Annotated in this window: 22 protein-coding genes; 14 read left to right on the top strand and 8 right to left on the bottom strand. The window is 38.4% G+C overall.

Going from position 1 to position 22,813, the window contains the following annotated elements; genetic code table 11:
• The first annotated feature begins 10 nt into the window (after positions 1-10).
• The 3 genes from ACFX4R_RS23445 to ACFX4R_RS23435 all read left to right on the top strand — a co-directional run bounded on the left by ACFX4R_RS23445 (position 11) and on the right by ACFX4R_RS23435 (position 3,226).
• A complete protein-coding gene (locus ACFX4R_RS23445) occupies positions 11-241 on the top strand; it encodes an excisionase family DNA-binding protein (RefSeq protein ID WP_043975797.1) in 231 nt (76 codons plus the stop codon).
• A gap of 172 nt (positions 242-413) precedes the next feature.
• A complete protein-coding gene (locus tag ACFX4R_RS23440; RefSeq protein WP_377570489.1) occupies positions 414-1,397 on the top strand; it encodes a BMP family ABC transporter substrate-binding protein in 984 nt (327 codons plus the stop codon).
• Between the two features lie 23 nt (positions 1,398-1,420).
• The gene (locus ACFX4R_RS23435; protein WP_043975793.1) at positions 1,421-3,226 is read left to right on the top strand and encodes an ATP-binding protein; all 1,806 of its coding nucleotides are present in this window, start codon (positions 1,421-1,423) and stop codon (positions 3,224-3,226) included.
• A gap of 27 nt (positions 3,227-3,253) precedes the next feature.
• On the opposite strand, the gene map is transcribed toward ACFX4R_RS23435, so the two are convergent.
• Positions 3,254-4,000: a type I methionyl aminopeptidase gene (gene map / locus ACFX4R_RS23430; protein WP_025752900.1), complete on the bottom strand. Its 747-nt coding sequence runs from the start codon at positions 3,998-4,000 to the stop codon at positions 3,254-3,256.
• Between the two features lie 333 nt (positions 4,001-4,333).
• On the opposite strand from map, the gene ACFX4R_RS23425 reads away from it, so the two are divergent.
• From ACFX4R_RS23425 to ACFX4R_RS23410, 4 genes are all read left to right on the top strand, one after another.
• Positions 4,334-5,398 (top strand): lactonase family protein, encoded by a 1,065-nt coding sequence (locus ACFX4R_RS23425; RefSeq protein ID WP_025752899.1) that lies wholly within the window; start codon positions 4,334-4,336, stop codon positions 5,396-5,398.
• A gap of 250 nt (positions 5,399-5,648) precedes the next feature.
• On the top strand, positions 5,649-6,662 hold the full coding sequence (locus ACFX4R_RS23420; RefSeq protein ID WP_080781545.1) for a nitronate monooxygenase: 1,014 nt from the start codon (positions 5,649-5,651) through the stop codon (positions 6,660-6,662).
• A gap of 63 nt (positions 6,663-6,725) precedes the next feature.
• Positions 6,726-7,547 carry a MerR family transcriptional regulator gene (locus ACFX4R_RS23415; protein WP_043975788.1) on the top strand — a complete coding sequence of 274 codons (822 nt, stop codon included), beginning with the start codon at positions 6,726-6,728 and terminating at the stop codon, positions 7,545-7,547.
• Between the two features lie 67 nt (positions 7,548-7,614).
• Positions 7,615-8,835, top strand: a complete 1,221-nt coding sequence (locus ACFX4R_RS23410; protein WP_043975786.1) for a multidrug effflux MFS transporter — start codon at positions 7,615-7,617, stop codon at positions 8,833-8,835.
• Positions 8,836-8,875: 40 nt separating this feature from the next.
• Here ACFX4R_RS23410 and ACFX4R_RS23405 read toward each other — a convergent pair whose 3' ends face one another.
• On the bottom strand, positions 8,876-9,670 hold the full coding sequence (locus ACFX4R_RS23405) for a hypothetical protein (RefSeq protein WP_377570487.1): 795 nt from the start codon (positions 9,668-9,670) through the stop codon (positions 8,876-8,878).
• Positions 9,671-9,884: 214 nt separating this feature from the next.
• Between ACFX4R_RS23405 and ACFX4R_RS23400 the strand changes: the two genes are divergently transcribed.
• From ACFX4R_RS23400 to ACFX4R_RS23370, 7 genes are all read left to right on the top strand, one after another.
• Positions 9,885-10,406: a M15 family metallopeptidase gene (locus ACFX4R_RS23400; RefSeq protein ID WP_097824741.1), complete on the top strand. Its 522-nt coding sequence runs from the start codon at positions 9,885-9,887 to the stop codon at positions 10,404-10,406.
• Positions 10,407-10,883: 477 nt separating this feature from the next.
• Complete coding sequence (locus ACFX4R_RS23395; RefSeq protein ID WP_043975780.1) at positions 10,884-11,612, top strand: amino acid ABC transporter ATP-binding protein; 729 nt, start codon at positions 10,884-10,886, stop codon at positions 11,610-11,612.
• 21 nt (positions 11,613-11,633) lie between these two features.
• Entirely contained in the window at positions 11,634-12,449 is an 816-nt protein-coding gene (locus tag ACFX4R_RS23390; RefSeq protein ID WP_013055073.1) for a transporter substrate-binding domain-containing protein, read from the top strand.
• A gap of 74 nt (positions 12,450-12,523) precedes the next feature.
• Positions 12,524-13,162: an amino acid ABC transporter permease gene (locus ACFX4R_RS23385; RefSeq protein WP_280558981.1), complete on the top strand. Its 639-nt coding sequence runs from the start codon at positions 12,524-12,526 to the stop codon at positions 13,160-13,162.
• Positions 13,163-13,176: 14 nt separating this feature from the next.
• Complete coding sequence (locus ACFX4R_RS23380; RefSeq protein WP_013081471.1) at positions 13,177-13,827, top strand: amino acid ABC transporter permease; 651 nt, start codon at positions 13,177-13,179, stop codon at positions 13,825-13,827.
• A 223-nt stretch (positions 13,828-14,050) separates the two neighbouring features.
• Entirely contained in the window at positions 14,051-15,406 is a 1,356-nt protein-coding gene (locus tag ACFX4R_RS23375; RefSeq protein ID WP_043975776.1) for an amino acid permease, read from the top strand.
• Positions 15,407-15,534: 128 nt separating this feature from the next.
• A complete protein-coding gene (locus ACFX4R_RS23370) occupies positions 15,535-16,812 on the top strand; it encodes a DUF445 domain-containing protein (RefSeq protein WP_280558982.1) in 1,278 nt (425 codons plus the stop codon).
• Between the two features lie 38 nt (positions 16,813-16,850).
• On the opposite strand, the gene ACFX4R_RS23365 is transcribed toward ACFX4R_RS23370, so the two are convergent.
• From ACFX4R_RS23365 to ACFX4R_RS23340, 6 genes are all read right to left on the bottom strand, one after another.
• Positions 16,851-17,390 (bottom strand): PepSY domain-containing protein, encoded by a 540-nt coding sequence (locus ACFX4R_RS23365; RefSeq protein WP_043975773.1) that lies wholly within the window; start codon positions 17,388-17,390, stop codon positions 16,851-16,853.
• 133 nt (positions 17,391-17,523) lie between these two features.
• The gene (locus tag ACFX4R_RS23360; protein WP_121946235.1) at positions 17,524-18,099 is read right to left on the bottom strand and encodes a PepSY domain-containing protein; all 576 of its coding nucleotides are present in this window, start codon (positions 18,097-18,099) and stop codon (positions 17,524-17,526) included.
• 72 nt (positions 18,100-18,171) lie between these two features.
• The gene (locus tag ACFX4R_RS23355; RefSeq protein WP_377570484.1) at positions 18,172-19,518 is read right to left on the bottom strand and encodes a HAMP domain-containing sensor histidine kinase; all 1,347 of its coding nucleotides are present in this window, start codon (positions 19,516-19,518) and stop codon (positions 18,172-18,174) included.
• Positions 19,519-19,521: 3 nt separating this feature from the next.
• Entirely contained in the window at positions 19,522-20,253 is a 732-nt protein-coding gene (locus ACFX4R_RS23350; protein ID WP_377570482.1) for a response regulator transcription factor, read from the bottom strand.
• A gap of 42 nt (positions 20,254-20,295) precedes the next feature.
• Positions 20,296-22,050: a sensor histidine kinase gene (locus tag ACFX4R_RS23345; protein WP_043975764.1), complete on the bottom strand. Its 1,755-nt coding sequence runs from the start codon at positions 22,048-22,050 to the stop codon at positions 20,296-20,298.
• Positions 22,047-22,772: a response regulator transcription factor gene (locus ACFX4R_RS23340; RefSeq protein ID WP_043975761.1), complete on the bottom strand. Its 726-nt coding sequence runs from the start codon at positions 22,770-22,772 to the stop codon at positions 22,047-22,049. The genes ACFX4R_RS23345 and ACFX4R_RS23340 overlap by 4 nt, the downstream gene beginning before the upstream one ends.
• Positions 22,773-22,813: the final 41 nt, after the last annotated feature.

Here is a 22,813-nt window from a genome sequence, read left to right as displayed (position 1 = left end):
GTGGAGCAGGATGTATTTAACGATAAAAGAAGCAGCAGAGTATCTATCTTTTCCTGAAGAATATGTGCATAAATTGATTCAAGAAGGAAAAGTACGAGCTATATTTGATGGTGAAAACTACTTATTAAATAAAGAGCAGTTTAACACCCATTTAGAGCAAATGGAAAAGTACAAAAAACAAATTGAAGAATATCTAAGTGAGCCTATCCCTGAAGATATGGATGTAAAAGATGAAGATTGAAGGCAGAAGCAGAAAACAGATGTTTTCTGCTTTTTTCTTTTGGAATGAAAGTGTTAAAAAAGGTAAGATATGAAAGAAATGTCGAAAAAAGTTGGAATTTCGTTAAAGATGTAGTCTTTTTAGATGCTTTTTTTATATAATGAAAGTATGCTAAACAAAAAGGAGAAGGTTTATGCAACGATCAAGACAGTTAAGGCTGATTTTATTGCTTGCCCTGATTGTTGTCGCTTCGTTTTTAATTATTATTATTTCGAAAACACAAGGGATTATAAGTCAGCAAACGACAAAAAAAGTAGAAAACACAAGCGTTGCAATTCTCACCTCTGATGTACTGACAGATCAAAGCTGGGGCAGTCTAGCTTATAAAGGAAAAATCAACATCGAGCAGCAGTATCCTATTTCGGCTCAAATTATTAGCGAAGTAAATACGAACCAAAAAATGAAGGAAGCTTCTGAAAAAGTTATTCAAAATGGAACAAAAGTCGTAATTGGACATGGAAGAGAATTTTCTACCGTTTTTACAGAACTCGCTCCTAAGTATCCTCATGTTCATTTCGTCACCATCCACGGTACTTCAACTTATAAAAACCAAACGGTATATACATTTGATCAAACAAAAATAGAGCACCTGGCAGGCACGGCAGCTGCCATGAAGACACAAACGAAAAAAATTGGATTACTCGATACATTTGCAAAAGAAAAAAATCCAGGATTTGAACAAGGCATAAAAGCGTACGATTCATCGATTGCTTTTTATTATCGAGTTGTAAACAGCCGAGACGATGGAGTAAAAGCAGTAAAGCTGCTCCGTGAGTTAAAAGATGAAGGCGTCGATATCGTTTATGCTAAAGGAAATGCGTATAATCAAGAAGTTATTCAAGAAGCGAAAGCACAAGGAATGTACGTAATAGGATATTTAGATGATCAGGCGTACATGGGTAGGTCTGTTATTTTAACCAGCGTGATCAACGATGTTCCTCAAGCTTACAACGTGATTATGAAAGACTATTTCAGTAAAAAAGGTCTTCCATCTGGAGAAGTCAAACTTGACGCCAGGGACGGTGTTTATAAGCTTGCGCCTTTTGGGCCGATGTACAGTAAACGGGAAAAACAAATTTTATATTCGAAAGTTAGAATGTCTACACAGCCGAAGTAACTATGAAAAAGAAAGAGATGATTATGAATCAATTATTTCGCAACATGTCATTCCGTAGCCAAATATTAACGATTCTTCTTTTGATTACATTCATGTTAAGCGGGTTCTCTTTAGTTTTAGTGCATGCCGTTGATAAAATGAATCATGTAAGCAACGAAATTAAAAATGAAGATGTTCCTCAAATGGTGTGGCTTTCTTATTGGGAAGAGCAGCTGAACATAAAAGAATACATTGTGAAAAATAATCTAAAGAACCCCACTGTCTCTTTGATAGAAGAATATCAATCATATGATACACGAGTTATCGAAAATAATGAAAGATATAAGCAGCCTGTGCCAAAATCGTTGATTCCACTGAAGGAAAAAATTGAGCTGCTGGATTTTAAGATTTCTAATAACGTACAAGGACTGCTGAAGTATGGAGATATAGAGGGAGCAAAAGAGTATCTTAAGGAAAATTATTTGCCGGATTTGCATCAGATAAAAAAAGATATTAATAGTTCAAAAGAAGAGACGGTTGATTCACTTGATATACTATCAGATACACTGTCTGTCATTATTAAAGATTCATTAATTTTACTATTAATTTTAACAGTAAGTGCTATTTTGGCTTCTCTTTATGTTTCTTATCGCATGAGTGCGAGCCTTACGAAACCAATTGAACAAATGATTGAAAAAGTGAATGACATTGCAGACGGAGAATACGGTCTTGTTCTTCAAGACACAAAGCAAATCGAGCTGAAGCAGCTTTCGGCTTCTATTAATCAAATGTCGGTTAGTTTAGAAGATTCATTTTGGAAAATCATTAAAGATAAAGCGTATCGCCAGCAGATCTTAAATTCACTGCCTGTTGGAATTATTACAGTGGAAGATGAGACAAATAGTATATTTGCCAATACCTCAGCAAAGCAGTTTTTAGATCTCGACGAAAAGGATATTTGCGGGTATATGGAAGAATGTCCGGAATATAATACTGAATTTTGGAGCATGTTGAATTCGGGAGAAATTCATGAAAATAAAAAAGTATTATTTGGAACGAAAGAGACGTGCTATTGCTTTTTAGCCTCTCAAACGCAGCTGTTTAACGAGCAGAACGAAAGCATCGGGAGAATTTTTTACTTCATTGATATATCGGATACTGAAGAATTAGAAAAGCGAATGCATCAGTCTGAGAAACTCGCTCTAGTTGGAGAAGTGGCAGCCGGAGCTGCTCATGAGATTCGTAATCCTCTTGCCGTGATTCATGGATTTATATCTCTTATGAATCAGTCTCTTTCTGATGAGGAGAAAAAGCGTTTTTACCTGCCTCTGCTTATGAAAGAGCTAGAGAGGATTAACTACATCATTGAAGAAATGCTGTTGTTATCAAAACCAGGGACTCCAGTGATGAAAAAGGTCAGCATGCAGGAGATTATTAATGAGCTATTGCCTTTGATTACTCACTCAAGCAAATTCACAGAAAAAGATAAGCTTATCTTCGATGTGAAACTGCAGCCGTATATATTAAAGGTAGATGAAAAACAAATCAAACAAGTTCTTCATAATTTAATTCGAAACAGTATGGAAGCCATGGATGGAGAAGGAGTCATTACAATCTACTCGCAAGTTCATGAAGATAGCTACTGTCTATACATTGAAGATACTGGAAAAGGAATTCCTTTGCATATGCAGCATTCTCTGTACCAGCCGTTTTCCACTTCAAAAGATAGCGGAACAGGTCTTGGTCTGCCCATTGCTCAGCGTATTCTAGAAAGCCACGGAGGACAGATTAAATTATTATCTACTTCTTCCCGCGGCACAGTTTTTGTTATTAAATTTCCTCTACATTAAGAAAACAGCCTCAAAAGGGCTGTTTTTTTAATGTGCTGTTAAAATAAGAGGACCGTTTTTCGTAATCGCAAGTGTATGTTCAAATTGAGCGGATAATTTACCGTCTGTTGTACGAGCCGTCCAACCGTTTTTATCCATTTTAGAATGCCATGTACCAGCGTTTACCATTGGCTCAATTGTAATAACCATACCTTCTTTTAAACGTGTACCTTTGCCAGCTTTTCCGTAGTGAAGAATTGTAGGCGCTTCGTGCATGGTATTTCCAATTCCGTGTCCTGTGAAGTCGCGTACCACAGAGAATTTTTCGCCTTCTACATAGCTTTGAATAGCGTGGCCAATGTCACCTGTGCGATTTCCTGGCTGTGCTTGCTCGATTCCTTTTAAAAGCGCTTCGTATGTAACATCTACTAGACGCTGCGCTTCGTCTGAAATGTCTCCAACGGTATGAGTCCATGCGGAATCTGCTAAGCCTCCGTTTAAATTTACAACCATATCAATGGTTACGATATCACCGTCTTTTAACGGTTTAGTTGTTGGAAAACCGTGGCAAATTTCATCATTTAAAGAAGCGCACGTTGCATATTGATATCCTTTGTATCCTTTTTGTTCCGGCGTTGCTCCGTGCTTTGCTAAGTACTCTTCAACAAATTTATCAATTTGCATTGTTGTTATGCCTGGTTTGATCATTTTAGCGATTTCTTTATGACAAGAAGCTAATAATTTACCTGCTTCGTGCATTAAATTAATTTCGCGTTCACTTTTTAATGTGATCATTGTTGTTCACTCCTTTTTTGATGTAACTTTACGAAAAAAGTTAAGCAGCGGTTATAGCGATGAAAGTAGACTATTCATCAGTTCATTCTTCTTTATTTGAAAATCCAAGAAATACAGAAGCCGTCTGCTATGGGGCGATATAAAATCATCCTTAATCATAACGCCCAATGGTAGGAAAATGCAAGATGCAGGCTTAAAAAGGAAGGGTTTGACGATGGGCATGTAGGGAAAACTGATAAATGAACATTGAATTGGAGCATTCTCTATAACAAATGCGGTATGATATAGTAAAATAAATGAAACAAAACAATTCTTTAGGAGGGGTATAGGAAAATGAGTGAACATGGAAAATTTATTGGATTTGCAGGTACATATACAAAAGCAGGCAGTGAAGGTGTCTATACATTTACGTTAGATACGAAGGCTAAAAAGATTGTAGAAGTAAAAGCCGTGGCTAAAATTGAAAATCCTACATACTTAAATGCAAGCAAAGACAACGAACATCTTTATACAGTTATTAAAGAAGGAGAAAAAGGCGGAGTAGCTGCTTTTAAGATTGATCCAAACACAGGGCAATTGAAATTTGTAAACAAACAGCTGCTAGACGGCGCGCCTCCTTGCTATGTTTCAGTGAATGAAGATAATACGCTTGTTTTATCTGCTAATTTTCATAAAGGGAGCGTTGAGACGTATTCTGTTAATGAAGAAACAGGAGAAATTGAATATGTAGCATCCGTAGTGGAACATCCTCATTCAGACCTCAAAAAAGGACAAAAAGGAAAACCACACGTACACTATGCCGATTTTACTCCTGGAGAAAAGCACGTGGCCGTTGTGGACTTAGGTATTGATGAAATCGTGACATATGAAGTGGAAGAGAATAAATTGAAGGAAGTCAACAGTCTTTCTACATCTGTTGGTTCGGGCCCTAGACATTTAACGTTCCACCCAAATGGCCGCTATGCCTATGCAATGACAGAATTCAGCTCTGAAGTTTTATTTTTAACTTATGACGAAAGTAAAGGAAGCTTTACTCAACAACAAGCTACTTTAGCGATCCCGGCTGATTTTACAGAAAATAATCAAGGGAGTGCGATCCACATTTCTTCAGATGGCCGCTTTGTCTATGCAGGAAACCGTGGACATAACTCGATTGCAACATTCAAAGTAGATCAGGATTCTGGACAGTTAACATTCGTAGAATGGACAGGCACTGAAGGCGACTGGCCGCGCGATTTTGTTTTGGATCCAACGGAACAATTTATTGTAGCGTCTAATCAAGAAACAGGAAATTTAGTACTGTTTGAAAGAGACCAAGAAAGTGGCAAGCTAACGCTTCTTCAATCTAATGTTACGGTTCCAGAAGCTGTGTGCGTAAAGTTCCTCCACTATAAGTAATAGATTTGAAAGCCAGACCTGATCAAAGAACAATCAGGTCTGGCTTTCAAATCTAAGCGGATGTCACTTCCCTTGCGGGGTTAGTGTCATCCGCATAGGTGAATCTTTGAGGGAATAGTCAGGTAGTGTGCGTTTTTTAGCATCATTTATAATCTATGTATATATGGAAGAAAAGCCCTTTTGGAGGGCTTTTTTTTCTGGGATTATAGTAGAATGAAGAGAGAACGCATGAAAGGCTGAGGTGATAAGTGTGGAAAATATATGTGAGTATCCAATTGTACAAGCTCCCATGGCAGGAGGAGTTTCGACGCCTAAACTAGCTGCAGCAGTATCTAATAGCGGAGGGCTAGGGTTTTTAGCTGCTGGATATAAAAGTGCGCGTGAATTGGAGCAGGAAATTATAGAGATGCACTCACTTACGAAAAAACCTTTTGGAGTGAATCTGTTCGTTCCGACAAATGAAAAAATAGCAGTTGATGCACTTGATTGTTACCAAAAAGAACTGTCAAAAGCAGCTGAATATTTGGAGTGTCAAGTTGGTATACCAAAGAATGATGATGATGAATGGAATGCCAAGCTCGACATCATTCAAAAACATCGAGTACCTGCTGTGAGCTTTACATTTGGGTGCCCGGATCGAGAGATTGTAGCAAGTTTAAAAGGAATTGGAAGCCGTGTTTTCGTTACGATTACAACACCTCAAGAAGCCGAAGTAGCTTTGAGAGCAGGAGCGGATGCGCTATGTTTGCAAGGCATTGAAGCCGGCGGCCATCGATCTACTTTTTTAGAGGGTTCGGTGGACTATCCGCTTATGAATTTGCTAAAAGAAGTTCGCTCAATCACTAAAAAGCCATTGATTGCTGCTGGAGGGTTGATGACGGGATCTGACATCAAACGTGTGTTACAAGAAGGAGCTTCTGCCGCTCAGTTAGGTACGGCTTTTATTTGTTGTTCAGAAAGCGGAGCGAGTGCTCTTCACAAAGAAAGCATTCTTCAAAAACGTTTTAATGAAACAGGTATCACACGAGCTTTCACAGGGAAACGTGCTAGAGGATTTGTGAATGCCTTTTTTATTTCCTATGATAAATCAGCACCATCCGCCTACCCTCATATTCATTACATGACAAAGCCTATTCGAGCAAAAGCTACACAAATGAAGAATCCAGAGTACGCTTCTTTGTGGGCAGGAACTGGATTTACGCTGGCAAAAGAACTGCCTGCACATCTTATTGTGGAAGAGCTTGTACAAGAACTAAATGAATGATGAGAATTACGCTGTTGCTTGCTTTAAGTGCAAGCAGCTTTACATAAAGAAGGTGGACTTATAGTGCAAAACAAATTTACGATTGGACAAATGGCCAGACTGCATGATATTCCGGTTAAAACACTTCGCTATTATGATGAAATTGGTCTATTTGAGCCTTACGAAGTTGATCCACAAACCGGATATCGTTACTATACGTTAGAACAATTTAAGAAATTAGACATCATTGTTTATTTAAAGCTGATGGGAGTTCCGTTAAAAGAAATTAAAAGAAAGATGGAGCACAGCAGCTTGGATGAATTTATTGAAACTTTAGCGGAATATCAGCAGGTAACAAAAGAAAAAATTCGTCACCTTCAAAGAGTGAATGCGCAGTTAACAACTCGAATGAAGGAATTAGAACAGACGAGACATATTAACCAAATAGGAGCCCCGTTCATCAAACACCTTTCTTCTCGTGAGGTTGTTCAAGTAAAAGCGGAGGTAGGCACGTTAGACGGGACTGAAAGTGTTCTGCGTGATTTAAAAAAGAAAATCAGCCATATTACCCCGATTATGATTGGGAAAGTAGGATTTATGCTATCGGTAGAAAACACGAAAAAACAACAATTTACAGATTACGATGGCATTTTTTTATTGGTGGAAAGTGATGTTTCTTTTCAGCATGAACTCGTTACGTTAATACCTGAAGGCGATTACGCATCTATTTATATGAGAGAAAAGAGAGATACCACAGGAGTCTATTACGATGCGTTACTGAACTTTATTAAAGCAGAAGGATACAAAGCAGAAGGTCCTTTCTTAATTCGGCGGATTGTAGATTCCTTTATTTCACATCATGAAGAAGAGCGGCTGACGGAAATTCAAATTCGAATTACGTCTTGACTATCCAGTAGCTGGAGGGTTTAAGATGAGACTATTGTAGAACTGCTGAAGGGAGAGACAACAATAGATGAATCAGCAAAGTATTTCCCAAGGAATGTCTTTAAGCCGAGGAAATCGCATTTTATTTATTTTAATTTTGGGTTCACTGAGCGCATTTGGACCGTTATCAATCGATATGTATTTGCCAGCGCTGCCGACGCTTGCGAAAGAATTGCATACTTCAGCTTCTTTAGCGCAGGTCAGTCTGACAGCTTGCTTATTGGGCTTAGCATTTGGGCAAGTGGTCGTGGGGCCATTCAGTGATATTCGCGGAAGGAAAAAGCCGCTTGTAGCAGCATTAATCACCTATGCAACTGCATCTGTTTTATGCGTGTTTGCACCGTCTATTTGGATTTTTATCGTTTTGCGATTTATTCAAGGTATGGCAGGAGCAGCAGGAATGGTTATTTCAAGAGCGAGCGTGCGGGACTTGTTTTCAGGTTCGGATTTAACAAAGTTTTTCTCTATGCTTATGCTTGTAAATGGGTTAGCTCCTATTTTGGCTCCGGTTGCTGGCGGACAGCTGCTGACGGTTATGTCGTGGCGCGGAGTCTTTGGTGTGCTAGCAGTGATTGGTGCACTAATGTTTTTTGCCGTTTTATTTTGTTTAAAAGAAACGCTTCCGCTCGAACGACGTAAAGAAGGCGGATTAACAGAAGTACTGAGTACATTTGGTGTATTGCTAAAAGATGGTGTCTTCGTGGGATATGCGCTGGCGCAAGGTTTTATTATGAGTGCCATGTTTGCTTATATTTCAGGTTCTACATTTGTCCTTCAAGACATTTATGGCCTGTCTCCGCAGATGTTCAGCTTTGTTTTTGCGATTAACGGTTTTGGGCTCATTATAGCTACTCAAGTGACAGGACGTTTAGCGGGTAAAGTAAAAGAAGCTACTCTTCTTATGTATGGATTGCTTCAAGCAGCGGTTGGAAGCGTGCTTTTAGTGGCCGTGATTGCTACTCACATGTCCGTTATTTTGGTTTGCATCTTGCTTTTCTTTGTAGTATCGAGCGTAGGAATTGTGAACACAACCGTTTTTTCACTCGCTATGGAAAATCAAGCTTCGAACGCGGGAAGTGCTTCAGCGCTTCTAGGGTTACTTCCGTTTTTGCTCGGAGCAGCCGTAGCTCCTCTTGTTGGTCTTGGAGGAGGGCAAAATGCTCTGCCGATGGGCATTGTGATTATGGTTTGTGATTTATTAGCATTAGGTGTGTACATGACGTTAGTGAGAAGGAAAACTGGATCATAAAAAAGCTACTTGGCTTTCAACAGCCAAGTAGCTTTTTAAATTATTGAGCTTTGTGCTCGTGATTTTCAAACGGCATTGTAACGCCAAGCTTTTGAATTTCTTTTTTTGCATTTTCCAAAATGCTTTCAGCTTTCGCTTTTGTTTCAGCATCTACCCCGCTTAGAAAATCTTTCTTTTTAGCAGGGAAATTCACACCAAGTTCTTTTAACTTGGCTTCAGCTTGTTCCTTAGTCAGCGTGCCGTCGCGAAGCTGATCCATAATAGCTTTCGCTTTTTTCTTTGTAGCCGCATCTAAATTGTTAAAAGGACCGCCTTTATGTTCAGGAAAATTTACGCCAAGTTCTTCTAATTTGGCTTCAGCTTGTTCCTTAGTCAGCGTGCCGTCGCCGAGCTGATCCATAATAGCTTTCGCTTTTTTCTTTGTAGCGGTATCTAAATTGTTAAAAGGACCGCTTTTATGTTCAGGCAAGTTCACGCCAAGTTCCTTTAATTTGGCTTCAGCTTGTTCCTTAGTCAGCGTGCCGTTGCGGAGCTGATCCATAATAGCTTTTGCTTTTTTCTTTGTAGCCGCATCTAGATTGCTGAAGGGGCCGTCTTTGTGCTGAGGCAAGTTTATGCCGAGTTTCTGTAATTTTTCCTGTGCTTTTTTCATAATATCATCAACTTTTTGTTGTGTTGCATCATCTATATTTGTTGTACTGCCATTTGTTCGCTCTACAACTGTTGAAGAGCTTGTTTCATCTTTGCTTGCTGCAAATGCCGTGGAGTTTGCAGCGGCCATAACTCCTAGTGTTAAACCGCTTGCCATGATATAACCGAATAGTTTCTTTTTCATGCTGTTGTCACTCCTTAAAAGTTATAGGGGTGTGGTACAGAGCTGTCCACAATTGTTAATGTAACCACCAATAGTGAAAAAATGGTGAAAATAGATAAAAAACGAAAAAATATAGACGTTTGTTGAACACTACAGCTCTTCTATTGGATAACAAAATGAAATTCGATATGATTTTATCTAAACAGCAGCAAAAAAGAATGGAGACTTTATATAGATGAACATTCTTAAAAAATTGGGAATAGCTTTGATAGTTGCGATAGCGGTAAGCCTCGTATTTTTGTTTCGCGATGAGTTAAAGCCTGGTCCAACGCTAGAAGATTTTTCAGGAGCAACTGAGTTGCATCCTGTCGTAGAAGAAAAGAAAAATAAACTTGTTCAACAAGCAAGTGACCAAGGAATCTCAATTGTCATTACGGAAGGTTTCCGTTCAAAAGAAGAACAAGATAAGCTTTATGCAAAAGGCAGGACGGAAGAAGGTAATATTGTTACCTACTCAAAGGGCGGCCAGTCTTATCACAATTACGGATTAGCTATTGATTTTGCTATTCAGTTAAAAGACGGACAAGTTATTTGGGACATGGAATATGACGGTAATAATAACAATCAGTCTGATTGGATGGAGGTTGTAGATATCGCGAAAAATTTAGGATTCGAATGGGGAGGAGATTGGCAAGGTTTTAAAGACTATCCGCATTTTCAAATGAGTCCGGAAAATATAAAAGACCACACACGCTAATAAAGCGTGTGTTTTTTTAGAGGGATAATACAATTTCACTATATCTATGTCAGAACCTCTAACACGAATAGAAGTTTGTAGTTTCTTTTTTTATTAATTTACCGGTAAGGTAATTATATATATTAATATAGTAAAAATATAGACGGATAATTAGAAAGATGGGTGGTTAGAGAGAACTGCCTCATAAAAATGAAAGACAATTCGTATAAAGATATGCGTTAACTAATATAATCTACTGATTAAGCTTATACAAGTACCTTCAGCCTAGCGAACGTATGCTTACATATCGGCAAATGCCAACAAAGCCTTTTATTTTTCTAGCATATTTTATTTGAAGATAGTTCATTTTGATTACAAAAAAGAGATAATTTGTCAACTGTTGACTTTGCTTTAAGGGTAAGAATATAATTTTTAACATATTTTAAATATTTTAAAAATTTAAATATTTATTGTTGTTCGCAGATTAGGAGGGGGAAAATGATTGTTTTTGACGGAGTGAATAAATATTACGGTGATTTTCACGTATTAAAAGATATCAATTTAACAATTGAAAAAGGTGAGGTTGTCGTCGTAATTGGACCTTCGGGTTCAGGTAAAAGCACGATGCTGCGATGCATAAATTATTTAGAAACAATATCTAACGGACAGTTAACGGTAAATAATATATTGGTCGCAGATAAAAAAACAAATATTAATAAACTGCGCCGCAATATAGGTATGGTGTTTCAGCATTTTTATTTATATCCGCATAAAACAGTTTTAGAAAATATCACTTTAGCACCTATGAAAGTATTGGGACAGTCGTCAGAAGAAGCTAAGAAGACAGCCCTATACTATTTAAATAAAGTCGGAATCGGTGAAAAAGCTAACGCCTACCCGTCCCAGCTGTCAGGCGGCCAGCAGCAGCGTGTAGCTATTGCGAGGGGACTTGCGATGAAACCAGAAATTATGCTTTTTGATGAGCCTACCTCTGCTCTTGATCCAGAAATGATTGGAGAAGTGCTGGATGTCATGAAAACATTGGCTAAAGAAGGAATGACCATGGTAGTTGTAACTCATGAAATGGGGTTTGCGAAAGAAGTAGCGGACCGCATTGTATTTATGGATCAAGGAAAAATCTTAGAAGAGGCAACTCCGGCTGAGTTTTACGAAAACCCGCAAGAAGAAAGGGCACGTTTATTTCTTAGCCGTATTTTAAATCATTAATTGTTTAATAGGGGGAGTAATATGAAGAAATCAAAAACGTTTTTAAAGGCAGCTGTGCTTTCATTAGCAGCGGCTATGATGTTAGCAGCTTGTGGAGGGAAAAGTGAAGAAACGAGTGGATCATCAGCTAAAAAAGATGCGCTCACTGAAATCAAAGACCGAGGAAAAATCGTTATTGGAGTTAAAAATGATACGCGTTTGTTTGGCTTAAAGAATCCAAAGACGGGTGAAGTAGAAGGTTTTGATGTTGATATCTCTAAGCAGCTGGCTAAAGAGATTTTAGGCGATGAAAACAAGGTGGAATTTAAAGAAGTTACGTCCAAAACAAGGGTTCCTCTTCTTCAAAAAGGAGATATTGACGCTGTTGTTGCGACAATGACTATTACAGACGAACGTAAAAAAGAAGTAGATTTTACGGATGTATATTTCCAAGCCGGACAGTCTCTTCTTGTGAAAAAAGGCAGTAAAATTAAAAGCGTTGATGATTTGAAGAAAGGTACTAAAGTGTTGGCTGTTAAAGGATCAACTTCAGCTATTAATATTCGTGAAAAAGCACCAGAGACAACGGTATTAGAGTTTGAAAACTATGCAGAAGCATTTACAGCTTTAAAATCTAAGCAAGGAGATGCTTTAACAACTGATGATGCGATTCTTTATGGAATGGCTGATGAAGATCCTTCTTATGAATTGGTAGGAAAGCCGTTCACAGAAGAGCCTTATGGCATTGCTGTGAAAAAAGGAAACAAAGAGCTGGTAGATGCATTAAACGATGCGCTTAAAAAGATAAAAGACTCTGGAAAATATGATGAAATTCACGACAAGTGGATCAAACAATAAGCGTACAGTTTTCTTTTCTCAGGATGAGCAGCATTATGCTCATCCTGCTTGTTTAGTTGAAAGGAGGAAGAAAATTGTTGGATTTTTCAATTCTGACGAACAATATGGATCTTTATTTAGAAGGTTTTAAGTACACCATTATCGCCAGTCTGATTGCTTTAGTGGCCAGTTTTGTACTTGGTACAATCATTGCGGTAATGCGAATAGCCCCTCTCAAAATAGTAAATGTAATTGGTACGGTCTATGTAGAGTTCATTCGAAATATTCCCCTTGTGGTTATCGTCTTTTTTATTTTTATTGTGGCGGGAATCAGCGGTACAGCGGCCGGAGTGCTGGGACTAACTATTTATGCGGCAGCTTTTATAGCCGAAGCCATACGAGCGGGAATTATGGCAGTTCCAAAAGGGCAGCTTGAAGCGGCACGTTCATCTGGCCTTACGTACGGTCAGGCGATGCGGTTCATTGTATTGCCTCAAGCCATTAAAATCGTCATTCCTCCTCTTGGGAATCAATTCATTAATTTAGTCAAAAACTCATCGGTGTTAGGGATTGTTGCTGGTTTTGATTTAATGTATCAGGCAGATCTTGTTTCTTCTCAAACTTACGTAGTGTTTGATGTGTATATTTTTGTGGCTCTGTTCTATTTAGTTCTAACGATTCCGTTAAGCTTAGGAGTTGGTTATCTTGAGAAACGTCTTGGTAAAACAAGCTGAAAGGAGTGAAAGTGATGGATTTTATGGGTGCTTATTCTCCTGATCACCTTTCCTTCTTAATGGAAGGATTTTGGGTCACTTTAAAAGTAGCATTCATTTCGATTGTATTAAGTTTTCTTATTGGAAGTATAGTAGGTATTTTAAGGTATGCCCGTATTCCAGTTCTGTCTCATGTACTTGCTTTTATCGTAGAAATTATCCGGAATTTGCCGCTGCTTTTAATCATCTTTTTTACATACTTTGCTTTACCTGAAATCGGAATTGATATGGAAATTACGTCAGCAGCGATTGTGGCCCTTACTGTATTTGAATCTGCTATGATTTCAGAGATTATCCGAAGCGGATTAAAATCAATTGAAAAAGGACAAATCGAAGCGGCGCGATCATCAGGTTTAAACTATTATCAAACGCTTCGTTTCGTTGTGCTGCCCCAAGCTTTGCGGAGAATGGTGCCTCCTTTAGTTAGTCAATTTATTTCCTTATTAAAAGATACGTCGCTTGCAGTAGTGATCGCACTTCCTGATTTGCTGCATAACGCTCAAATCATTTACGGACAGAAACAAAGCTACGTAGTCCCAATGTTTTTGATCATCGCGATGATGTATTTTATTGTAAACTATGCTTTATCTATCATTGCAAGAAGACTAGAAGTCAAAAGGGTGTAGATACTCTTTTGACTTTATTTTTGGAAAATAAATAACATTGACAATGTATTGATTCAACGCATAAAATGACTAAAGTAACAGTGGTAAAATCAGATCATTTTCATTCATCATAGAGAAGGAAAACAGTGTTGGTTCACCCCCTACTGAATATCCGGTAGGGGTTTTTGCGCAAGAAGTGATTTGGTTAAACTAACACGTAAAATGAACAGAAGGGACGGGCATCATGGAAAAACAAGATCAAAATTTAAAAAAAGGTCTGTTGCCTCGTCATGTGCAGCTCATTGCGCTTGCCGGTATGATTGGGACAGGCATTTTTAAAGGCAGTGCTGATACGCTAGGTATTGCAGGACCAAGTGTTGTACTGGCGTATTTATTTGGCGGTCTTATCTTATTTATTGTAATGACAGCATTGGCGGAGATGGCAATTGTCTATCCGAATATGAACGTACAAAATTTAGTGCATAAGGCATTCGGTACGCAAACCTCTTTTATTGTAGGGTGGCTGTACTGGGTGAACTGGATTGTCGTGACAGTTGTTGAACTGCTTGCGGGAGGAAGCTTTTTGAAGTTTTGGTTCCCTTCTGTACCTCTTTGGCTCTTAAGCTTTCTCTGTGCAGTGCTAATTGTAGGGATGAATTTATTTCAAGTGAAGTATTACGGAGAAATTGAGTTTTGGTTTGCCGGTATTAAAGTAATTGCTCTTACTGCTTTTATCATTTTGGGAGCTTTCATTTTATTCGGTGTGATTCCAAGTGATGTGCAAAACCCCTGGGCAAATTATACGGCTCATGGAGGCTTTTTTCCTCACGGCATGAGCGGTGTGCTGAGTGCCTTTTTAATTGTGATGTTCTCTTACGGCGGAGCTGAATTAATTGGTGTGGCCGTAACGGAAACAAAAGATGTGAAAAACGTGTTACCGAAAGTGATCAAAGGCACAGTATGGCGAGTGATTGGCTTTTACATCTTGCCTATTTTAATTATTTGCGGCCTTATGCCCTGGAATTCTGTATCAGGACAAGACAGTCCATTTGTCCAAGTGTTTAGTATCACCGGACTGCCGGGTGCGGCTCATATTATGAACTTCGTTTTATTAACGGCCGTTTTATCAGCAGCGAATTCAGGGATGTATGCAACTTCGCGTACGCTCTATGCTATGGCTCAAAGCGGAGAAGCATCAAAGCGCTTCTTAAAAGTTTCAAAAAACGGTATTCCGATTAATGGTTTAATGATTACGGCTGTTTGTATTTTAATGGGTGTGTTTTTAGCTTATAAAACACCGGATAATGTAATTAGTTATTTAATGACCATTCCGGGCTTCACGATTATTCTTATTTGGGTAAGCATTTGTTTAGCTCAATTAAAGCTGCGTAAAGGGTATAAAGAAAAGCCGTTTTTCGCATTAAAGTGTTTTCCTTATACAACGCTTTTTGCAACAGCAGCACTGCTTGTTATTTTTGTATCGTTTATGTTTAATAAAAACAATGTGATTGGATCAAGCGTATGTGCGGTTATCTTGGTCGTACTCCTCATTTTTTCATTTATTAATAAAAGTCGAAAAGAAAAAAAGTTTGAAGTATAGCAAAAAGGCAATATACTAGAAAGACGAGGGTAAAAGCTTGTCTTTCTTTTTTTTGTGGAAGTTTCTGTATCACGTTACATATTTCTAGATGAAATGTTTAGTTAAATAAATAAAGGATGAGGACTATAATGGAATCAAATAATGTATTTACAACAAACCCAAAGAAGAAATCAAAGCACTTAGCCGTGATTTCTTTGGCGATTATGGGAGTGGGCTTCGTTGCCACAATGCCTTTTGGTGATTCAATTTGGGGTCGGTTGCTTCAAGGTGGGTTCGAAGCTGGATTAGTCGGCGGATTAGCGGATTGGTTTGCCGTTACAGCTCTTTTTCGTCACCCTTTAGGCATTCCTATTCCACACACTGCGCTGCTTCCTAAAAACAGACAGCGTATTACAAGAGGGCTAGTCTCAACGCTTGAAAACGACTGGCTGTCAAAAGAAAGTATTCAAGAAAAAGTAAAAAGAATTGCATTTACAAAGCGTTTGCTTCCGATTGTTCGAAAAGGTGTTCATTCGGAAACAATTCAACAAAAAGGAACAGCACTGCTTGTTGATGCGATTAATCGTGTGGATACAGAGAAAGTCGTTCCTATTATTGAAAAAGAGCTCAAATCATCGCTTTTAGCAATAGAGTTAAAGCCTATTGTGCATTCGATTGTTGGAGAAGTGGTAAAAAATCAGTATGATGAAAAAGCGCTTGATGTTCTTTTAAATAAAGGAGAGAGCTGGATTAAAAAAGAAGAAACGCAGTATCAGCTCGGAAGTATTGCTAAAAATGCGCTTGATAATATTGAGCTTGATGGGATTTTACAATTTGCTCTCAAATCATTTCAAAGCATGATTAATGAAGAGAAGCTAGGGTCTATTTTGCAAAATTTATTGCTTTCTATTACAGGACGTCTTCGTAACGAAGATGATGAATACCGCCTTGCTTTGGTCAATGGAATTAGAAAAGAGCTGCAAGGCTTGGAGCAGAATGAAGAACTTCTTGAAAAATTAGAAGCATGGAAACAAAAAACGATTCATGAATTAAATGTAACGAACAAATTAACAGAAATCGTCGATAAAATGAAAGCGAAAGTGACAGCATTCATTGAAAGCCCTGAATTTATGAAAAGCTACGCCGTTCCTTACGTAGAGAGCTGGCTGAATGCTCTTGAAGAGGATGCACAGCGTCAAGAAGCAATTGATACGGCTATTCAAAAGCAAATCATGAGCTTTGTAGAAGAGAATCATTCGAAAATTGGACAGCTTGTTCAAGAAAACTTAGATAAATTAGATGATGAAACACTTGTGGATATGATGGAAAACAATGTCGGAAAAGATTTGCAGTGGATTCGAGTGAACGGAGCTCTATGTGGATTCTTGATTGGTATTGTATTAACGTTTATTAAATTAGCGGTATAAAAAAAGAAGCACGCTCCTTTTGGAGTGTGCTTTTTCTATTAATCATCTAGTTCTACACTGATCACGCCGCCGTTTTTGGCATCTACTGAAACAGTTGCTTCACGTTTATCGGCTGTGTCAATTTCAATTTCATATACTAAACGGTTGTTTTCTTGATCTAGATCCGTTTCATTGACCGTTCCTTTAGCACTCTTTAAAGCTGTTTTTATCGCTTGATCTAATGAAATAGCAGGGGAAACGTTTTGAAGTTTCTCTTCTTTCTCATCTTCATCGTCTTTTTGCTCTTCATCAAATTCAATGATTTTACCGCTGCTGCTGTCAATGTCTACATCGTATTCTTTATTACCTTTTGTGATGTCTATTTCATATTGTTTAACGCCGTCATCTATGGCTAATTGGATATTTGTAATGTCGCCGCCATCTGTTTTTTGAAGGGCAATGTCTTTTGCCTTTGCTTCTTCAATCGTTGTGGTTTGCTTCTTATCATTGCTTTTGGACTGGTCTGTCATTGCATATGCGCTTGCACCTAATCCACCGACTAGTACTGCACTGGCTAAAACGGTTGTAATAACTTTCATATGTTATGGCCTCCTCGATTTGTTGTTAAGACTATCTTAGCCAATGAACTTTAAAGGAAAAGAAGAAGAAGTTTAAAATTTTCTTAGAAATAAATAAAAATGGATAAAAAAAGCACAGCTTTCCGCTGTACTCTTAATCATCGTCATTTTCATAGGTGATGGAATCTACATGTCCGGAGTAAGCATTGATCATCACTTTAGCTTCTCTTGTTTTAGACTGATCAATTTCGACTTCGTAGAAGGTTTGGTCTTCTTCCTCTTCTATTTCAACTGAGGAAAACGTTCCTTTTACTTTTTGTAAAGCAATGTCTCTTGCTTGTTCCATTGAAATGAGAGGCTCGTCGGATGTAGGAGAAACTGGTGGCTGCTCGCTCTTTTTTTGCTCTTCTTCTGTATCATTTTTAGTTTGAGTAGACGTTTGTTTCTCTACTTTTTGTTTGATTAATGACTGGACTTCTCCATTTTCTCCATTTACTGTGATGTGGTATGGAATATCATCTTTAAGCAAAGTGATTCGATAAATCGGTTCATCATTTTTTTGAGAAAAGCTTGCATTTTCAATAGTGCCGCCATATTTTTGCTGAATCATACTGCTGACGTCAGATTCGGATAAAATTGTATCAGGCCGATTCACTGCTTTTGCTATTCCGTAAAAGCAAGCTGAACCAACAGCAAGAAAAATAAGTATAAAAAGCACCGTTTTCTTCATACATTCACCTCCAGTATCTTAAAAAGTAGTATAGCAGGCAATTCTTAAAAATCTCTAAGAAAAGGCGAGAAATCAAAGAGGAAAGCAAACCGTCACTGATGTCCCTTTTCCTTCTTGGCTACTAATCTCAATACGCCCGCTATGAGCTTCTACAATCTTTCGAGCAATGGATAATCCAAGTCCAGAACCACCGGTTTCTCGATTTCTTGCTTTATCTACGCGAAAAAAGCGTTCATACACGTTTGATAAGTCTTCTTTTGGAATACCAATTCCTTGATCTGTGACCGTAATCATAAAGCTTTCGCTTCTTGTTATGGTTACCTCTACCGCTTTTTCACTATATTTAATGGCATTATCTAAGAGGATGTATAGCAGTTGCTTTAAGCGTTTTTCATCCGCTGTTACGACGGGATGATCCGTTTTTATATTTAAATAAATGGTTCGTTCAAAAGCTTGTTCTAGATGCTTGATTGTTTGGTTACAGACGGCCGCCGCATCTACGTGTTCCATGTGAATCTCCCACTGAGACTCATCTTTCGCAAGCACCAGCATTTGAGACGTAAGCTGTTTCATGCGTAAAGACTCAGAGTGAATGGCTTCGATGGCTTCTTCTAAAATATCTGGACGCTTCATTCCCCATCGTTTTAGCATATTGGCATAGCTTTCTACAACGGTCAGGGGTGTTTTTAATTCATGAGAAGCATCGGATACGAACTGCTCTTGCTTTTTATAGTTTTCCTCTAATAAATCCATCATATTATTGAAGGTGTTGGCCATTTGATCTAACTCATCTTTAGAAGGAGCAGAGAGGTCAATTTTTTTGAATGTGCGAGACACTTGAATTTCTTCCATAGTATGAATAAGAGATTTGATAGGCCGCAAAATAATTTTACTTAAAAGCCGTCCAGCAAATATAGTTGGAATTAATATAACAAGAGAGGCAATGAGCAAGATAAATTTTAATGTCTGCAGAGATTGTTCCACATCTGCCAGTTGTTCCATGACTTCTAAAGAAACAACTTCACCGTTCGTCCAAATGACAGGGGTGTGTGAAATCGCGTATAGATGGCCGTCATCTTCTTTGATGCTTGTTTGTTCATTTGAATAATAGGAATAAGGTAAGTCCTGAAGCTCTTTCGTTTGATCCGTAACGGATACAACTAAAGGACTGCCGGATTTGGGTAAAATACGAATCATTCCGTTAGGAGGCAAATAGGCACGAAGCAAGTTGGCTTGTTTAACCGTCGCACTCGTTTGCTTTAGCCCATTTGTTACATTGCTTGTTTCTGCTTGCAAACGTTCAATGGCGTTGTCTTCCATGGTCTTCTTGAAAATGAAGTAAATCGAACTGTTTGCAATTACTAGCAGAATAAAAAGCAGCGCAGTTGATGTAAGAATAATCTTTGTTTGTAGTTTCATAAGCTACTCCTTCAGCATGTAGCCAACGCCGCGCACTGTTTGAATGTAAGGAGTTGAAAATGAAGCATCAATCTTTTTACGTAAATAACGAATGTATACGTATACAATATTTGTGTCTCCGTAATAATCAAATCCCCAAACGTTTGTAAGAAGCTGTTCAAAGCTCAGCACTTGATTTTTGTTTTGAAGCATATAGACAAGTAAGTCATATTCTTTAGGAGTCAGCTCAATAGCTTCATTTTCACGCGTAACTTCTCGCGTTTTTTCGTTAACGACTAAATTGCCTAGTTGAAGAGTGGCTGTTTCTTGTTCAGGAGTCGATGTTGATGCAGGATGGCGAAGCCATACGCGAATGCGTGCAAAAAGCTCTTCAATTTGAAAAGGCTTTGTAATGTAGTCGTTTGCTCCTAAATCTAGTCCGCTTACCTTATCAGGAAGGGCGTCTCGAGCTGTTAATAAGATAACGGGCGTTTGATCATCATTTGCTCGAATGCGACGAAGTACTTCGAGTCCGCTCAGTTCAGGAAGCATCACATCTAAAAGCAGCAAATCCCAATCGTGTTCTTGAAACTCTGCCAATCCTTCTGTTCCCGTGTAAGCCATGCCCGTTTCGTACCCTTCATGTTCAAGCTCGAGCTGAATTAAACGAGCAATTTTGCGCTCATCTTCTACAATTAAAATTCTGCCTTTACTCAACAAAAATTCCCCCTTGTGTCTATGTATAGTTGCGTACATTATAGCACGGAGAGATTGGAGGTGTATAAAAACAGCCGGAGGTTAGTCCGGCTGCTGATCTGCTGAAAGAGGAAGGTGCAAGATAATGGCAGTGCCTTCGTGAAGAGTAGATCTTACTTCGATATGGCCTTTATGAAGTTCACAAATAGCTTTTGCGATGCTCATGCCAAGTCCAGCACCTTCTGTTTTTTCCGTTGTATTTGTGCCGCGGTAATAGCGGTCAAATAAATTTTTCTGCGTTTCTTCATCCATTCCAATTCCATCATCTTGAATCGTAATCAAGACGCGGTCACTTTTTATCGCGGTCGAAATTGTAATGGTAGTGTTCTTAGGGTTATGTTTAATAGCATTAAAAATTAAATTATCAAGCATTCGTTCAAACCAGCGCGGGTCAGCTTGAATAAAAGGTTGAAGATGAGCGGGCACATAAGAGAAGTGAACATTTTCAATGGTTCTATCGTTAACGAATTTTAAAACAATATGCTGAAGTAGTTGATGAACGTCCACTTTTTTTGTTTCTAAAACAACCACGTTATTTTTAAGCTTAAAGGCCAATGAAAAATCCTCTACAAGCTCCACCATGTATTCACTTTTATCACGGAGTGTTTGGCCAATTTCTTTTAACTCTTCTTCGTTCCAATTGTAATGGCCGCTTTCAAGCATATGCCCATATCCTTGAATCGTCGAAAGAGGTGTGCGCAAATCATGTGATATTCCCGTCATCCATTCTTCGCGAGTAGTTTCTAGCTGCTTTCGTTCTTTTTCAGCTAAGCTAAGCTGCTCCGCCATCTCATAAAAAGCGGTGATTACTTCTGAATACAGACGATATTGAAAGCGTACTTTTCCATTCTTCCGAAAGACGCGCTTCCGCTCTTTTTGTGTTAGCACTTCTGAATAGTTTCCGCTTCCCATGCGCCCAAGCCAGCTGGTGAAGAGAAGTAAGGGTCCGCCGTAGCGAAAAGCGTTCCAGATGGAGAAAGCGATGGTGGCTATAAGAACGGAAACAGCCACGATGATGGAGATCATCCAAGCTTTTCGAATAATAGATTCATCGGTTATACTGTGGTAATTATTAGGAGTGTAAAAAACCCATGAAATTTTCTTCTTTGGATCATGGAATACAGTAGCTGTTGAATCATATTTATCTTGTTCAATTTTTCGGGAAATAATTTCTAAAGGATCGTAACGTGTTTTTTCTTTAGACATTCTAATTGAAGCTAAGATATCACCTTTCTCATTTAAAATTTGAAGCGAAGCATCTTTTTCTTTTAACGCCTTTTTGATAAGAGGGATATCGCTTTTGGGAGGCACACTTTGTTTATTGTATTCAGCATACAAAGCATATAGCTGGTCTTTTAAATCACTTTTATAGCCCAAAATATAATAAGTAGGTGTAGTCAAAAAGGTATCAAGTTCTGTTACTACATTATAGCCTTTAAATTTTTTGGTTTTATCCATTTCTAATAACTCTGAAAGACCGTAGTGCTTAGGTAAGTCTTTTGGGGAGTTAATTTCTCCAATTACTTTTCCTTGTTTGTTCAGTACTTGGTACCATAGTCCTTCTTGTTTAAGTTGTTTTGCTAAATCATCTGAAACGGTTGCTTTTCCACCTTCAACTGTTGTATCCCCCGTTAACACGCTAAGTGATCCAGAGGGTAAGTCTCTTTTTATATCTTGCTTTGAAAGGTAATAAGCTAGAAACATTAAAGCGCAAAAAAGAACGCAGCAAACACATGCAATAATCGCAATAAACTGAAATGAAAAATGAAAGGTCAACCTTCTTTTAATGGATTTCATAGCGCTTTTCCGTTCACTAATTTATACCCAAGCCCTCGTACCGTAACTAAATGTTTTGGGTTGCTAGGATTATCTTCAATTCGTTCTCGAATTCTTCGAATATGCACGGTTACTGTATTATCGTCTACAAACTGATTATATCCCCAGACGGCTTCAAGAAGCTGTGATTTAGAAAGAACAATATTCATATTTTTACAAAAGTGAAGAAGCAATAAAAACACTTGTGCGGGGCAAGAAACCGTTTGACCGTCCACAATGAGTTCTCCTGCCGATTCATCTACAGTAAAACGATCAAACTCATAGCGATTTGACGATTGTGGTTCCGTTCTTATAGAAGTTCCTTCAGTCAGCGCTTGCTTTCTGCGCAGTCGTGCTTTAATTCGTGCCGCAATTTCTAAAGGATTAAACGGCTTAGTTACGTAGTCGTCTCCTCCCATGGCGAAACCCGTTAGTACGTCCAGGTCGGATACTTTGGCTGTTATGAATAAAATATACGCGTTTGAGAGCTCACGAATTTTAGGACAGATATCAAATCCGCTTTGATCGGGAAGCATTACGTCCAACAAAATAATATCAATTGTTTGATTATGTAAAACATCCAGCGCTTCTTGAGCGGTGTGAGCTTTATAAATTTGGTTGAATCCTTCTTTTTTTAATACTGTTTCCAGCATTTTGACGATGGCAATTTCATCATCAACTAGCAATATAGACGCATCTTCCAACGTAAATCACCTCTGTTTCATTTCATACGTATTCGATTTTA

Origin of the sequence: Priestia sp. YIM B13490 (assembly GCF_042787735.1) — a bacterium.
Taxonomy (GTDB): domain Bacteria; phylum Bacillota; class Bacilli; order Bacillales; family Bacillaceae_H; genus Priestia; species Priestia megaterium.
This window is presented reverse-complemented; position numbering and strand designations above follow the sequence as displayed.